Here is a 13,184-nt window from a genome sequence, read left to right as displayed (position 1 = left end):
GATATAAACAAAACTACTTTATGGTGCGAAAGTACGCACTAATCTTAACCACACGTTTTTAGAACGATATTTAATTGACTTCCATATACCATTTTATCACAGATAACTTGAAAATACAATGGAGTTAAAATGAAAAATTTAAAAATCAAAAACTTAGATGAAAAAGATATTCGGAATTTAAAAGAAATTAAAACTATAGAGCTGGAAGAAATGAAACTTCAGGATTTGAAAATTCTGAAAATAAAAATTGGAACAGCTATTAAGAATATAGAAAAATAAGAGCCATATTAGGCTCTTTATTTGCTTTTCTTTTTTTTATATCTCCAGCTGTTTCTCCGTTGTACAATCCTTGATAACCAGAATTCTGGAATTTTGTAAAATTCTGAACACCAACATTTTGAGCTTCAAATGCCAATTTTTTATTAAAGTCCTTTACATCTTCTCTTAGTTTTAATCTTCTATCATCTTCTGAAAGTTCTTTGAAATCAGTTTCAGCAATTTCTTGTTTTCTTGTTTGAATGGCAAAGTATTGTTGTCCTAATGCAATGGCTTTTTTTCTTGGATTACCATTTTGTACAAGTATATAGCAAGCATATCTTGTCAGTTTATAATCTTCTATAGTTTTTTTTGAAATTCCCGCTTCTACGATTTTGATGTCAACATCAAAATGGTCGGAAACCTTAATATTACTATTTTCTAATGAAGTTATAGATTTATTAATTAATTTTTCAAAATTTCTCCAATTTGTATATTCCAATATTGTCATCAGTTCTCTTGCATACCAAAATTCAATTCCATTTTCATCCATGTGTTTAATGTCTTCAAACATACTAACGTTGTATTCTCTTAAATCACCCATAATTATAATTTCTCCTCTATATTTTATTATTAACAATGTGTATTCTTTCTGATTCTGTTATGCTATTCCTTTCCATTCAAATACCCCGTTATCTTTTCTATTTGCCTGTCGCTCAGCTTACTAATTTCTCTAGCATACAATAAACTTAATTTCTGCTGTTTTTCGTTTAATGAATCTAATCTTATTCTCATTTCACCTGAATAAATACTTATAGCCTGTAAAATTTTTTCTTTATCATTATCACTTAGCTGATAAATTTTGAAAAGTTTTTCTGCAAGATCCTTTGGAATATTTCTTTTTCCGTTTTCAATTGCTGATAAATACGAAACAGAAATTTCAAGTTTACGAGCCATATCAGAAGAAATTTCATCATTGTCAATTCTGATTTTTCTAAGTTTTTTTCCTAAATTTGTAACTCCTTTAGTTTTCATATCTACTCCCTGCTTTCTTTCTTTTGAATACATCATATCAAGTATTTTTATTTTTGTCAACAATTTTGAAAAAAAATTTTACAAATTTGTAAAATATACTTTTCACTCTATTTTTAAAATATTGTGACTTTTTCATTCCACAAAAAAAGATAGCCATTTCTGGCTATCTCCCAAACACTTTGACAGCTCTTTCTTTATCTTTATTCTCATCAATTACTCTTTGTCTATCAAATCCAGCAATAATTATCAATGCCACTATATTTGTTCCTATCAAAAGCAACATATCCTCTTTTTTTGATTTTTCTTCGATATTATCAAAAATCTCTTTATTACTTTCACTTTTTAACCTGCTTCTTAATAAATTCAAGTTCTGATGTCTTTGATAATTTCTTAACTTCAATGTCAAAACCGAATTTAAAAATATAACGGCTAGCATAATAAACGCTAATTTTCTACTTTTGCGATGCTTTTCCATTATCATCACCTTTATCCTTTTTGACAAACCCCAGCTTTTCCAGCAGCAATTCTAAAAAGCCTGTACTAATGCCATATCTTTTTTGGTTTATCGTTTCCAGCAATGCCTCTCCAAAAAATCCAAAAACTGGACTCCACGGATACAGGTATTCTGCCGAAAAATGTCCTATTATCTTGTTTAAAGACAATGTTATTGACATAGTCATCCCAGCAACCGCTATTCTTTTCAAATATGGCTTGACAGGCTTGTTGTCAACCATTTTTTGAGCCACTACACCAAATAATACTCCGCTAAAAAATAAGATCAAGAAAAGTCCGTGATTGTCAATTATTATTTTTAAGTCCTCTATCATTTATGCTCCTACAATATGTTTTTGTTCCCTGCTTTTTCCTCATCGAAAATTTGTTGCAGTATAACTTTTAAGTCAAACGTCTTTCTGGCTTCTTTTAAAACTTCTGTTAGAACTTCTTCACCAATTTCTTCTGCAAAGTCAGGAATCCATTTTCTGTCAATTGATTTTTCTTTTTTTAACAGATCTTCCAGCTTATCCCAGAAGCCTTCATATACCTGCTTAAACTTTTCTGCTCCAGCTTTTCCTTTTGCAGCTATTTCTGTTTTATAGATTAAAGTCTTTCCCAATTCTAAAATTTTACCTGTTAAATATATTTTTGCTGCTAATTTATCCATTTTATCATCTCCTATTTTGTTATTTTTCATACAAAAAAATCACAATCAAATTAATGACTGTGATTTAGTGTTAATTATTATTCAAAAAATATTTCATCTAAAACTTCAACAGGATAAGTATTTATTAGTCCGTATCGGCTGTCAACCGTTGTTCCTATTAATAAATCCTTTTCCCTGCATATCTTAGTCGCTTTCTTTCCTATCGAAGGTGCGTGATATGATTTTGGCTTTATTCCTTTTATATTAGCATAGGCTATTACTGTTAAATGGTTGCTTGTTACTGTTCTTCTTTGATTATTTTCCAATCTTTTTATGCTCTTGTCATTATTCTCAATAGTGTTTGCAAGTCCAATTACATTGTTCTCGATATTATTCATTCTGCTTTCAGCTTCTACCATCCATTGCCCTTGCATTACTATTAATTCAGGTATTGACATTGGCTTTGGTTGTTTTAATGCCTTTTTCATTTTCTCAAATTCATTGATGTATGCCACGTTTAAATCAAATGCTATAGGTACTGACGCATTATATCCTCCAACCAATTGTGCAATTCCTTTTTCCGTGATTAAGTAATTTTTTACTGTCCTACCATTCAAAGCCTTGTAATTACTAGGTATATAGAATTGAACGGAAAGTTCCGTTGAACTAAATTTACTTATATATCCGTCTATTTTCTCAAGTAAATCATAATGTTTTACTCCCAATTCCTGTGCCACTCTATTACTTGTTGTTACTAATACTCCGTTTTGATTTTCCACTAATACTTTAATTAATTCCATTTTTATCCTCCGTTATACTATATTTTTTCTTTCAATTCTTGCCACTTTTTCAGCAACTTCCTTTTCACAGTTTCTTTGAACTAATGCGTCTATATTTGAACCAGCTTCGTAGTATTCTCTTTTAATTGTTTGATAATATTCGCCCAAAGCATCTTCCAAATCCATTAATTTATCTAAATTTTCTTTAGACAGCATTTCGTACATTTCCTCTAATAAATCAAATACCACCTTTTTTGCTGATTTTAACTTGTGATTGTGTTCATCCAATAAACTTTCTGTAATTTCAAATCCTAGCTCTTGTCTAAGTGTCATAAAATTTTCCTCCTAAAATATTTGTTTTTTAAGAGAATATATAGTATAATAGTATTGGTTAGATATCTATTATCTATATACTCTCTGTTCATTTTGGATAGAGGGTATTTTTTTATTTATCCAATTCTTTTTCCAAAAGTTCTAATCCTTTTACAATTGTACTTGTCTTACTTAATTTTAAAGTTTCTGACATTCTTTTCAATTTTTCATTTTCATCTTTATTCAAAGTAATTTCCAATCTTATATTTCTTGGATTATCACTTTTTGGTCGTCCGATTTTTTTCATTTTCCACCCACTTTCTACCCGTGAATATATTATATATTATCCCGTGTAAAAAGTCAAGAACTTTTTTTAAAAATTTTTATACTATTTTCTCAAAACAAATATTTTAGTTTTCACAGTCATTTATTCAATTGTCATTGTCCTTTTTCTTATTATGCTCTTATTCAGCCTGTGTCAAAGCCGTTTTTAGAGAGATTTTAAATAATTTTCTTTTCTATCCACTCTGTTTAGCCATCCTTTTAAAAAAACTTTTTGCGATGGTCTGTTTGCTGCTATCACTTTATAATATCTTCTCTGCAAATCGTGATATTTTTCTAAAAATTTATTTTCATCAACTTCATTTAACGCAGCTAAACTTTTTTCTCCTAAAATTCCGTCCACTCTCAAATCAAATCCTAATTCATTAAGTGCAGCCTGTGCTTTTTTAGTTCCCCAGTTTCCAGCGTTTACTACAAAGTCGCAAATTGATAAAGCTATCTTATCCGATTTTAAAGTATCAAGTCCATTTCTATGATAGTATTTCTTATTATAAATATCTCTCGCTATATCAAGCGGCATATCTCTCATATCACCTTTGTACCCATATTCTCTAGCTTCTGATTCTATAATACCATATTTTGTTTTTCCTCCAGTGTCATATTTATCATTTGAGTATCCGCCTTCTACTTTTAAGAGATATTCAAAAATTTTCTCAAATCTGTCCATTTAAATCACTCCTTTTAATTTTTTTAAAACACAATATATTGGTTAAAAATAAAATATAAAAATATTAAATCACAATATATTGTGTTCAATTTATTTTTCTAATTGCTTAATTTCTTTTGTCATTTTTGCTATCTCAGTCTTTAATAAGTCCAATTCTGAATTTATTTCTATAATTCTCTCTTCTGTTTCAGATGTATCAAATCCTAAATCCTCAAACTCTGTCTTCTCCGATTCCTTTTCTGCAAGCTCTTTTTTATATGCCAGATAAGACTGTTGCTTCTTATATCTTTCATTTTTTAAAAATTGCAATTTCAAAGCTTTATCCTCAATCCAAGTATTACCGTCTTTATCCCATTTGCTATATTCATTCGGCTTTGTTATTGTTACAATTGTTTTATGTTCTTCGTCTAAATAACTTCCGTCATCTAAAATTCTTTTCCCAGCTTTAACTTTCTCAAATTCATTCATCTCTCTTAATTGCCCAGTTTCCTTGTCAACAACTGGATTAGTCAATAATGCTTCAGACCATTTCATTGTTTCGTCATTCCAGTCTGGGTAAAATAATATAGGATTTTCTTTGAATTCTCCCACTGTTGTGACAACTGGTTTTGCTATACACTCCATTGTCGCAATTAAATAAATGTAAATTACTGTCATTTTTATCACTCCATTTCTTTATTTTTTTATGATTTTTATTCTGTGCTAACTTATGAATTTATACAGAATTTTGAAAAATATTTATTGATTTTATTGGCTTTATGTGTGTTTTAGATTTTAGTAATTTAATAAAAAATGTATGCAAGCATAAACTAAAATCATCTCAAAGTCTTTGAAAATCACTATTTGTATTTTTAAATTTCGTGCAAATTCATAAATTTCTCTACTTTTTACTGTTAAAATCCTGCTTTTTTGCGAATTTCTAACAGTTTGTTTTTTCTATCTCTCGCACTTGTTTTCTTAACATAGTGCTTTTTAGTTACATCTGTTCCACTGTGATTTGCAAACTCACTTGCCAAGTCAATCCCAGCTGTTTTTGCAATAAGATTAATGCTTGTTTTTCTTAGTGAGTGCGGATATAAATTATCTATTCCGACTAACTTTCCAATTTTTCTAACTCTATCTCTTATTGTGCTTTTGCTCATTTGCTTAAATATTCCGTTGTATTTAGTCACTAGTAAGTATTCAACGCTGTCATTTCTACATCTCAACCACTCCCTTATTAGTTCTGTTGTTTCTTCAAATATCGCAAACTCTACAATCTTTTGTTCCTTTTCCACGATTCCACTTATTATCCCATTCTCCAAGTCAATATTTTTTAGTTTTATTGACTGCAAAGCAGTAATTCTACAAGCTGTGTCGATTATCAAATTAAATATAATCCTGTCTTGTAAATCATGCCGTTTGTCCATTTCCATTTTGATATTTATCTCTATTATCTCTTTGTTTGTAAGATAATAACTATTTCTCCGTTTTTCCACATCTGTAACTTTCAAACGGTCTAATTTATCCCTAAATGGATGTGTTGCTATTAAATCACGCTTAACTGACCAAATGTAAAAGCTACTAATCGCTGTTATCTTATTATTGATAGTTCTAGCATTATTCCCTTTCACTTCCCTGCAATAACGAATATATCGTTCCAATACGCTCACAATAATTTTCAAAGTATCTTTACTAAGCAAGTAACGATTGTTTTCATACTTCTTGATATACTTAACAAACTGTTTCATGTTGTTAAGATATGTCTTGTAAGTCGTGTTTTTAGTTGCTTCGTTCTTTGCTATGCTACTGTTAAGATACTCTAAATATATCTGTGCATTTCTCCCTTTGATTAATTTCAATTCCATTTTTTATCATCTCCTCTATAATATTTACTAATATTATAGAATGGAAAATTTGTTTGAATTTAAAAACGGACAGTTTAAAATTGGAAACATAATTTTTAAATTTGGAATTACAAATTATTATGCAAGAGACGGAATTAGAGCAACACCATTTTCTTACAGCGTGCCGTTTCCTAACGCCACTATTTTTCTTTCAGCAACAGATATAGGCGGTGGAGCAAATTCAGTAAGTCTTAAAAATGACGGAAACTTCGGATTCAGCTCGTGGGCAAAAAAAGATGGAATTTTTTCTGATACAACATTCTGGTGGCTTGCTATAGGATATTAAAATCCAACTGCCAGCCAGCGAAATCCAGTTTTCGTGTATTTTAAACTGCCAGGGTCTGTTCCAAATAGTCTGAAAACTTCATTGGTAACAGGAACTGTTCCAATTACATGTGTTCCGGGACCGTCATCGGACACAACAATCTGATAATCTGTTGACTCAAAAGGTGTGTTTAGATTTATTAAATCATTTCCATTCGGTGCTGTATTAGTTCCCCATTGTATTGTTAGCCCAAAAGGAAATTTTATCCAATTTTTTCCAAATGTGAATAAATTTTCCACTTTATCCGAAATTGGCTTATTAGAAATAGCTCTAAATTTTCCTGAATCGTTGTAAGTTAGACTGTTATCTTCTATGCATTCGTAGTAAAATTTTGTTACACTGTCATAATAAAATTTACCTTTCGTTTTATTGCCAATGTCCTGTATGTTTCCACCAAATTCTAGCCCCAACATTTTCATCTTATCTTTCAATGTTAAAAAATTATCTTCTGCATATTTTTTTGTTATATACGATACAGCTGGGTCGATAGTAGCAGTAATATTTTCCACTTGATCCACAATTATCGTATCTATATACTCTATCTCAACTACATTATTTGCTGAAAAAGGTGGCAAATAGTCCGCATTTGCTGAAGTGTTGTAAGCATAAAGTATTTCAACATTATCATTTCCGTGAGCAAATATCCCCAGCTCTCTTATATAAAATCCTGTCGTTACTGATTTGTTTGTCAATAAAGCGTTAATTTCACAAGTTCCATTCCCTTTTGTATCTACATTTAAAAGCGGCAATGTTGTGATTTGATTAACCAACGCTGTCATTTCTCTTTCAGAAGTTGCTGTAGTTCCATCTCCTATTGCCATTTTAGTAAATGTTATTGTTTCTCCCGCCAATCCTTTTGCTAACAATTCTCTCCCTTTTTCTGTTAATATAAATCCTTTAAATTTTGCCATGATTCCTCCTATCTTATTTCTCTTAGTATTCTTGTTCTATGCACTGTTCCAAAATTTGCTTTTAATAAATCATTTGGAATATTTATATCAGTTGAAGCTAAATAATATTTTATTTTGCTTCTTCTTACAAAACCATAACTAATTTTTCTTTCTTTTTTTCTTAAAAATCTTATTCCATCAAGCCAGGAACGGATATTTTTATATTGTTCTACCACTTCTAATATTTTTTTATACTCTTTGTCATTTGACATTCCTCCATCTGTGCTAAGTTTAAAATAACCTGCCTTTCCTCCATATTTAAACCATTCTGTTATTCCAACTTTTCCGTCAAATAATATTTCACATATTTCTTTCGTTCCGCCTACAGTTCCTTTATTAAAATGTGAAAAAACCGCTCTTTTAATCAATTTAACCTTTGTTTCTTTTGAAATATTTGCGTCAATGTAATCAACATGGTATTCCCACATCAAAAAGTCTAACTCTACATCATTTAACTCTGATAATTCCAAGAAAAATTTCCTTTTAATCGCATCATGCTTCTTTTTGATAGCAAAATTTATAGATTCATAAATCCAAAGTGTTATTTTATCATTCAAAGTTGACTTAGCTGCTATATCCGTTAAATTCAAATCATCAATAGTTATCATATATTTTCAACTCCTAAGTAATTGCTTGTAACACCTGTATTCTCTGCTATCTCATTAAAATCTAAAACTTTAAAAGCGGGATTTCTTAACACAACTCTTTTTACTCCAGCTAGTTTTAATAATTTTATTAGCTCATCAGGATTAATATCTCTCCCCATTTTATTTTGTTGCCAAGTCTTATATTCTTTTACAGCTTTTTCAACATTATTTTTAATAACATTTACAAGCGTTTCATTAGACTTATCAATGTAGTAGTCAAAATCAATTGTGTATGATGTCTTTATTGCCTGTTTTATTGTCACATTGTCTGTCAGTGGTCTTATGTTGTCAGTATTCAACATTTCTTCGATTCTCTTTTTGAGTTCATTAGTAAGTGTCAAGGAATCAGTTAAAACATAAATATCCACATTTGTTGCGCTTGGACTGTATGCCACAACATCGACAATATTCGTACTTGTTGACTTAGCCCAAAATTCATAAGCTCCTTTACTTCCAGCTGTTGTAAACGATTCAGGGATTTCTCTGATTCTAGCTCTATAATTGTCATCTTGCTCTATTTCAGCTCCGTTATTTGATGCCGTAATGTTTTCAACCTTGTCATAATGCGGGAAAATATCGACCATTGTGTTAATTTGTCCAACTGGAATATCATTCCCAACAGTTCCTGATGTGTTGCAAGTTGCAATTCCATCTACATATAAATCACCTTTTTCTATTTTATATTGTTCATCTGTCGAAAAATACAACTCATTGTATTGAATCCTTGACCCTTTTGGAATTATTATGTCCGTCGCTTGAATATCAGTAATATAAAATCTAAATGTTGCCACGGCTGGTTGTTCTACGAGTCTTTTACCTCTATTTCCGTAAAATTCTCCTTTCAAATCTAACCGCTCATTTCTTGCAAATCTTAAATAATTCTGTTTCATTTCATCGTTGTATTTTTCTTCTCTCAATCCAATCATGTAAGCAACTGTTTCAAAAATAAGTGTTTCTGGACTCGCTTCTGTCAATTTTCTTCCGCTCAATTCTTGGAATTTATTAATCATATCTCTTTTAAGCTCCCAAGAATCCGCATCTATAATTTCATATTCTTCATTTGATATTTCACTCAATATTTATCACCTCAATCCCTAATTCAATGTCAAAATCATTATTATATGTATCTTTCATAATGATTCTAGTTTGTCTTAAAACAGCTCTTGGCTCATATTCTCTTATAATTTTAGTCAAGTGGCTTGTGATCCTATTCTGCACAACATTAATGTTCTTATCAATTAAATCACTGTCAAATGCAAAATCTCGATTGAGTGGCTGTTCTTCTTTGCAAACTCTTAAAATCATTCCTACATTTGTAACTACTTCTTCTAAAACATTTTTTGGATTATAATTTATTTCTTCAGAGCTATTTACTGTTATCATTATTTACAGCCTCCTTCTGCTCATTCTCGATGTCGTCTTGATTTTCTTCAGTGACTTGCTGATTTTTTTGTATTTTTCTTTGTTCAATTAATTGATTATACAACTTAGGATTTTCAATATACTCTTTAAGCGTAATATTCAACTTAACAACATCAAATCCCCCCTCTTCTTTATTAAAATAACTGCTTTCTTCTGATAATTCTGTTATCAAAAAAGGGTATTCGCCAAATACTTGACCACCAAAGACTAGATTAGCATACTCTCCAAGTTCAAACATTTTCTTGATTGTATCTAGTTCTTCTTTTAAAGTAGTCTGCTGTATTAAAGATGATACTAAAGTCATTGTAAAACTAACTTCTAGTAAATCTCTACCTTGGAATCTTAACATTCCAGGACCGTAAATTGCTTGATGTTCCGATATTTTAGCCTTGTATGATCTGCTTATTTGATTATTAAGCGATACAATCTGATCTTCTGACGCTTCAAAAATTACATCTCCAAAACTTCCTATCATTTCGGACCTCCACTCATATCTCCACCAGCAGTTACTCCATCATGTTTATGTGTGTTAAGATTAATACTTCCACCAGTTGTAGTCGTTCCACTCACTTCTAAATCTCCATTAATTACAACTTTACCAATATTTAAAGTCAATGTATTGCCGTCATAAGTCCAATTACCTCCGTCAGAAAAGGTCCTTTTAACTTCGCTTTCGCTGCTAGAAGCACCTCGCATAGGACAGCCAAGCACCACTCCTTGCTCAGGCATTTCTGAGAAAAATAAACAATAAACAGTTTGACCTAGACTGAGTGTATAATTATCACTATGACTTTCAGAGTAAGGTACTAATACATTAAGCCAGTCCGTTGTTTTATCGTCGTCGCCTTTTAATAGCACTCTTACTTTTCCAGTTTTTGAATCTATTGCACTTACTTCTCCAGATTTTAATGTTTCAATCAATTTAACCACCTGCCTTATCACTTTTTTTGTAACAAAAAAATCACAATCAAATTAATGACTGTGATTTTCTTTTAAATCTTATGCTCCTTCTTTTTCTCTATCCATATTTGCTTTTATTCCTAATGTTTCTAACAAAGTACGAACAAATAATCTCCCTTTTTATAAACTACATACCTTGATAAATAACAACTTTATCAAAGATTTTTTCTACTTCTTCTGGTGAAATTCCATACTTCTTAGCTATTTTTTTATTGATTTTTTCTTCAATATTTTCTTCTTCTTGTTTAGTATAGTTTCCTTTTGATTTTAAAGTTTCATGAAGTGTTTTTGAATAATCAATATAAATATCTTTTTCTTTATCACTTGGAATTTCTTTTTTAGCTGTATAAGTTTCATTTTTCACAGTTCCATCAGGATAATAAGTTATCATTCCATGTGTTTCACCACCAAGATTAAAGAACTTTTTATCTCCATAAGCACGAATAAACAGAATATCCGCATCTTTTATTTGCTCTTTTCCTGCTTTTCTCATTACTTTCTTTAGATTTTCTTCAGAAATATTATCTTTAACTAATATATCTATTGTATTTTCTTTTTTAGTTAAGTTACTTGTATCTCTTGAATTTTTTAATACTTCATATTTTAAGTCGTCTTGACTAGCCAATTTAACTTGTTTCTTCTCTTTGTCAACTTTCTTTTTAGTTTCCTTAGCCTCTTTAGCTTTTTTCTTTAACTCTTCTTCTTTTTTAATTGCATTTTTTGTGCTTTCGGGTACTGTTATCCCAACTAAGATAAATGCAAATATATTACACAAAAATACAATACAAGTTTTTTTCACTTCTTTAGATAGTTCCTTTTTCTTGATTGCAAAATAAATCAATCTGATTATTTGAAATATTAGAATTAAAAATAATACTAAAAACAATATTACAAAAATTGCCATAAAATTCCTCCTAAAAATAATTTTATTATATTATACCTTATTTTTAAGAAAAATTAAAATTGCTTGTTATCTCTCAAAAACAAATATTTTAGTTTCACAGTCATTATTTGATTGTCATTGTCCTATAAAATTCTATTTCTTTTTACTAGATCTTTTAGTGTTTTTCTTATCTCTTACTTTTTTAGTCGATTTTTTCACAGTTTTTCGGCTCTTAGAACTTGTTTTAGCTTTTGATTTCTTAGAACCTTTTTTCTTAGCTTTTTCAGCTTCTTTTTTCTTTTGTTCTTCTTTAGTTTGAGCTATTGCTTTTTTCTCTGCATTTTCTCTCGCTCCAAGTTTCATTGCTGTAATTTCGCAAGTATAATCACCGCTTATCTCGTGCGTTACCTTGTCAATTACATATTTGCCTTCAAACTTTCCCCAGCTTTCATCAAGCTCAATTATTGCTCCAGCTAAGTATTTAGTACTTCCATCAACATTTAAAGTTATCTGATATTCTTGTTTAAGATTGTCTTTCAAAGTCTTTTTTGCAACTTTTTTTGGTTCTGTTTTCCCTTTAGTTTTAACTTTCAAGGTTTTTTCTTTTTTAGTTCTTTTCTTCTTACTTTCAGCTTTCTTCTGTAATTTTTCTTTTGATTCTTTAATCGTTTTACCTTTTTTCTTACCAGTTGTATTTTTCTTCATTTCAACCTCTTATTTTTTCTTAGATTTAACCTTTTTAATTGTCTTTTTGTTAGTCTTTTTCTGACTCTTCTTATTTGTTTTCTTACTATCTTTAGCTTTAGATTCCTTTTCTTCCGAATCCCCAGTAGTTACTTCATTACGCTTGTCAAGTTCCTCTTTTGTAATAATTTCCTTAACAACTTTTTTCTTATCAGGATCATAGTAAGAAACTTCAACTTTATCATAAATCTCTTTATTTTTCTTTTTCAAGCTGAAACTTCTAATTCGATAATCTTTAATATTAAAAACTTCAATGGTATCGTTCTTTTCCATTTCTTCGTCATCAAAAATAATTATTTTGTCGTCAGACACTTTCATGTTTAATCCGATTTCTTTAACAACTCGATTAATAAAAGCCAAATCAGTTTCTTTGTTTTGATCTAATCTCTCAAAAAATACATTTTCTGCATAAAGCTCTGCATTCATTTCATGCTTATTAGCAATTTGCATTACCAGTTCTTTTAATGTTACTCTCTCCCAAGCAACACTATTTTTTTGGTCTCTAATATTTTGATCAAGCGGTAAAGCTAAACATTTTAAAGTAAGTTTCTGATCTTCAAAAGTCGGCTCATCCACATAAAAAGTTCCCAAATCCAAAAAATTAGTTTCGTTTTCCAGTTCCTCATGGATTCCAACAAGTAGTTGAGCGTTCTCATCAGGATACCACTCTTTAAGCCATCTATAATCTAAATTTTCTAGTTCTATTTCTAAATCATCTATAGCATTTTTGGAATTGTCCGTGTAGTTAAGAGATGAAATAGAATGCGCTACCTCTTCAGAAATATCAACTTTATTAAATATAACTATAACCCTAATATTTCTAGCAAAAGCCATTC

Annotated in this window: 22 protein-coding genes; 2 read left to right on the top strand and 20 right to left on the bottom strand. The window is 30.0% G+C overall.

Features of this window, described 5'->3' with window-relative positions; genetic code table 11:
- Positions 1-129: 129 nt before the first annotated feature.
- Positions 130-279 carry a hypothetical protein gene (locus tag BCB68_RS10535; protein WP_157697356.1) on the top strand — a complete coding sequence of 50 codons (150 nt, stop codon included), beginning with the start codon at positions 130-132 and terminating at the stop codon, positions 277-279.
- Here the strand turns inward: BCB68_RS10535 and BCB68_RS05555 are convergent.
- From BCB68_RS05555 to BCB68_RS05510, 11 genes are all read right to left on the bottom strand, one after another.
- Positions 260-859 (bottom strand): BRO family protein, encoded by a 600-nt coding sequence (locus tag BCB68_RS05555; protein WP_094079879.1) that lies wholly within the window; start codon positions 857-859, stop codon positions 260-262. The two genes, BCB68_RS10535 and BCB68_RS05555, sit on opposite strands and share 20 nt — an antisense overlap.
- A gap of 62 nt (positions 860-921) precedes the next feature.
- Complete coding sequence (locus BCB68_RS05550) at positions 922-1,290, bottom strand: helix-turn-helix domain-containing protein (protein WP_157697355.1); 369 nt, start codon at positions 1,288-1,290, stop codon at positions 922-924.
- 163 nt (positions 1,291-1,453) lie between these two features.
- The gene (locus tag BCB68_RS05545) at positions 1,454-1,765 is read right to left on the bottom strand and encodes a hypothetical protein (protein WP_232052747.1); all 312 of its coding nucleotides are present in this window, start codon (positions 1,763-1,765) and stop codon (positions 1,454-1,456) included.
- Complete coding sequence (locus BCB68_RS05540; protein WP_068154687.1) at positions 1,743-2,117, bottom strand: hypothetical protein; 375 nt, start codon at positions 2,115-2,117, stop codon at positions 1,743-1,745. The genes BCB68_RS05545 and BCB68_RS05540 overlap by 23 nt, the downstream gene beginning before the upstream one ends.
- An 8-nt stretch (positions 2,118-2,125) precedes the next feature.
- Complete coding sequence (locus BCB68_RS05535) at positions 2,126-2,452, bottom strand: universal stress protein (protein WP_094079876.1); 327 nt, start codon at positions 2,450-2,452, stop codon at positions 2,126-2,128.
- Between the two features lie 77 nt (positions 2,453-2,529).
- Positions 2,530-3,231 (bottom strand): Rha family transcriptional regulator, encoded by a 702-nt coding sequence (locus tag BCB68_RS05530; protein WP_094079875.1) that lies wholly within the window; start codon positions 3,229-3,231, stop codon positions 2,530-2,532.
- Between the two features lie 12 nt (positions 3,232-3,243).
- A complete protein-coding gene (locus tag BCB68_RS05525) occupies positions 3,244-3,543 on the bottom strand; it encodes a hypothetical protein (protein WP_094079874.1) in 300 nt (99 codons plus the stop codon).
- Positions 3,544-3,655: 112 nt separating this feature from the next.
- Entirely contained in the window at positions 3,656-3,829 is a 174-nt protein-coding gene (locus BCB68_RS10630) for a hypothetical protein (RefSeq protein WP_169720573.1), read from the bottom strand.
- A 183-nt stretch (positions 3,830-4,012) separates the two neighbouring features.
- Positions 4,013-4,531 (bottom strand): glycoside hydrolase family 108 protein, encoded by a 519-nt coding sequence (locus tag BCB68_RS05520; RefSeq protein ID WP_094079873.1) that lies wholly within the window; start codon positions 4,529-4,531, stop codon positions 4,013-4,015.
- Positions 4,532-4,621: 90 nt separating this feature from the next.
- Positions 4,622-5,188, bottom strand: a complete 567-nt coding sequence (locus tag BCB68_RS05515; protein WP_094079872.1) for a hypothetical protein — start codon at positions 5,186-5,188, stop codon at positions 4,622-4,624.
- Positions 5,189-5,424: 236 nt separating this feature from the next.
- Positions 5,425-6,378: a tyrosine-type recombinase/integrase gene (locus BCB68_RS05510; RefSeq protein WP_094079871.1), complete on the bottom strand. Its 954-nt coding sequence runs from the start codon at positions 6,376-6,378 to the stop codon at positions 5,425-5,427.
- 49 nt (positions 6,379-6,427) lie between these two features.
- Here BCB68_RS05510 and BCB68_RS05505 point away from each other — a divergent pair, with 49 nt between their 5' ends.
- On the top strand, positions 6,428-6,703 hold the full coding sequence (locus BCB68_RS05505; protein ID WP_094079870.1) for a hypothetical protein: 276 nt from the start codon (positions 6,428-6,430) through the stop codon (positions 6,701-6,703).
- Here the strand turns inward: BCB68_RS05505 and BCB68_RS05500 are convergent.
- The 9 genes from BCB68_RS05500 to BCB68_RS05460 all read right to left on the bottom strand — a co-directional run bounded on the left by BCB68_RS05500 (position 6,700) and on the right by BCB68_RS05460 (position 13,182).
- The gene (locus BCB68_RS05500) at positions 6,700-7,653 is read right to left on the bottom strand and encodes a phage tail-collar fiber domain-containing protein (protein ID WP_237048566.1); all 954 of its coding nucleotides are present in this window, start codon (positions 7,651-7,653) and stop codon (positions 6,700-6,702) included. The two genes, BCB68_RS05505 and BCB68_RS05500, sit on opposite strands and share 4 nt — an antisense overlap.
- An 8-nt stretch (positions 7,654-7,661) precedes the next feature.
- A complete protein-coding gene (locus BCB68_RS05495) occupies positions 7,662-8,300 on the bottom strand; it encodes a phage tail protein I (RefSeq protein WP_094079869.1) in 639 nt (212 codons plus the stop codon).
- Complete coding sequence (locus BCB68_RS05490) at positions 8,297-9,415, bottom strand: baseplate assembly protein (RefSeq protein ID WP_094079868.1); 1,119 nt, start codon at positions 9,413-9,415, stop codon at positions 8,297-8,299. Before BCB68_RS05490 ends, BCB68_RS05495 begins: the two co-directional genes overlap by 4 nt.
- Positions 9,408-9,722 carry a hypothetical protein gene (locus BCB68_RS05485; RefSeq protein ID WP_094079867.1) on the bottom strand — a complete coding sequence of 105 codons (315 nt, stop codon included), beginning with the start codon at positions 9,720-9,722 and terminating at the stop codon, positions 9,408-9,410. Before BCB68_RS05485 ends, BCB68_RS05490 begins: the two co-directional genes overlap by 8 nt.
- Positions 9,706-10,236 (bottom strand): phage tail protein, encoded by a 531-nt coding sequence (locus BCB68_RS05480; RefSeq protein ID WP_018450268.1) that lies wholly within the window; start codon positions 10,234-10,236, stop codon positions 9,706-9,708. Before BCB68_RS05480 ends, BCB68_RS05485 begins: the two co-directional genes overlap by 17 nt.
- Complete coding sequence (locus BCB68_RS05475; protein ID WP_237048565.1) at positions 10,233-10,691, bottom strand: phage baseplate protein; 459 nt, start codon at positions 10,689-10,691, stop codon at positions 10,233-10,235. Before BCB68_RS05475 ends, BCB68_RS05480 begins: the two co-directional genes overlap by 4 nt.
- A 157-nt stretch (positions 10,692-10,848) precedes the next feature.
- Entirely contained in the window at positions 10,849-11,625 is a 777-nt protein-coding gene (locus tag BCB68_RS05470; protein ID WP_094079865.1) for a hypothetical protein, read from the bottom strand.
- A 132-nt stretch (positions 11,626-11,757) separates the two neighbouring features.
- The gene (locus BCB68_RS05465; RefSeq protein WP_094079864.1) at positions 11,758-12,309 is read right to left on the bottom strand and encodes a hypothetical protein; all 552 of its coding nucleotides are present in this window, start codon (positions 12,307-12,309) and stop codon (positions 11,758-11,760) included.
- Positions 12,310-12,318: 9 nt separating this feature from the next.
- Positions 12,319-13,182: a phage late control D family protein gene (locus BCB68_RS05460; protein ID WP_094079863.1), complete on the bottom strand. Its 864-nt coding sequence runs from the start codon at positions 13,180-13,182 to the stop codon at positions 12,319-12,321.
- Between the last annotated feature and the right edge of the window lie 2 nt (positions 13,183-13,184).

This window comes from Leptotrichia sp. oral taxon 498, assembly GCF_002240055.1.
GTDB lineage: Bacteria > Fusobacteriota > Fusobacteriia > Fusobacteriales > Leptotrichiaceae > Leptotrichia > Leptotrichia rugosa.
This window is presented reverse-complemented; position numbering and strand designations above follow the sequence as displayed.

Coding starts and splice junctions, on each gene's coding strand:
- BCB68_RS05515 (WP_094079872.1), bottom strand. CDS start 5,188: ATGACAGTAATTTACATTTATTTAATTGCGACAATGGAGTGTATAGCA.
- BCB68_RS10630 (WP_169720573.1), bottom strand. CDS start 3,829: ATGAAAAAAATCGGACGACCAAAAAGTGATAATCCAAGAAATATAAGA.
- BCB68_RS05525 (WP_094079874.1), bottom strand. CDS start 3,543: ATGACACTTAGACAAGAGCTAGGATTTGAAATTACAGAAAGTTTATTG.
- BCB68_RS05535 (WP_094079876.1), bottom strand. CDS start 2,452: ATGGATAAATTAGCAGCAAAAATATATTTAACAGGTAAAATTTTAGAA.
- BCB68_RS05530 (WP_094079875.1), bottom strand. CDS start 3,231: ATGGAATTAATTAAAGTATTAGTGGAAAATCAAAACGGAGTATTAGTA.
- BCB68_RS10535 (WP_157697356.1), top strand. CDS start 130: ATGAAAAATTTAAAAATCAAAAACTTAGATGAAAAAGATATTCGGAAT.
- BCB68_RS05460 (WP_094079863.1), bottom strand. CDS start 13,182: ATGGCTTTTGCTAGAAATATTAGGGTTATAGTTATATTTAATAAAGTT.
- BCB68_RS05485 (WP_094079867.1), bottom strand. CDS start 9,722: ATGATAACAGTAAATAGCTCTGAAGAAATAAATTATAATCCAAAAAAT.
- BCB68_RS05545 (WP_232052747.1), bottom strand. CDS start 1,765: ATGGAAAAGCATCGCAAAAGTAGAAAATTAGCGTTTATTATGCTAGCC.
- BCB68_RS05555 (WP_094079879.1), bottom strand. CDS start 859: ATGGGTGATTTAAGAGAATACAACGTTAGTATGTTTGAAGACATTAAA.
- BCB68_RS05465 (WP_094079864.1), bottom strand. CDS start 12,309: ATGAAGAAAAATACAACTGGTAAGAAAAAAGGTAAAACGATTAAAGAA.
- BCB68_RS05550 (WP_157697355.1), bottom strand. CDS start 1,290: ATGAAAACTAAAGGAGTTACAAATTTAGGAAAAAAACTTAGAAAAATC.
- BCB68_RS05500 (WP_237048566.1), bottom strand. CDS start 7,653: ATGGCAAAATTTAAAGGATTTATATTAACAGAAAAAGGGAGAGAATTG.
- BCB68_RS05520 (WP_094079873.1), bottom strand. CDS start 4,531: ATGGACAGATTTGAGAAAATTTTTGAATATCTCTTAAAAGTAGAAGGC.
- BCB68_RS05480 (WP_018450268.1), bottom strand. CDS start 10,236: ATGATAGGAAGTTTTGGAGATGTAATTTTTGAAGCGTCAGAAGATCAG.
- BCB68_RS05470 (WP_094079865.1), bottom strand. CDS start 11,625: ATGGCAATTTTTGTAATATTGTTTTTAGTATTATTTTTAATTCTAATA.
- BCB68_RS05540 (WP_068154687.1), bottom strand. CDS start 2,117: ATGATAGAGGACTTAAAAATAATAATTGACAATCACGGACTTTTCTTG.
- BCB68_RS05510 (WP_094079871.1), bottom strand. CDS start 6,378: ATGGAATTGAAATTAATCAAAGGGAGAAATGCACAGATATATTTAGAG.
- BCB68_RS05495 (WP_094079869.1), bottom strand. CDS start 8,300: ATGATAACTATTGATGATTTGAATTTAACGGATATAGCAGCTAAGTCA.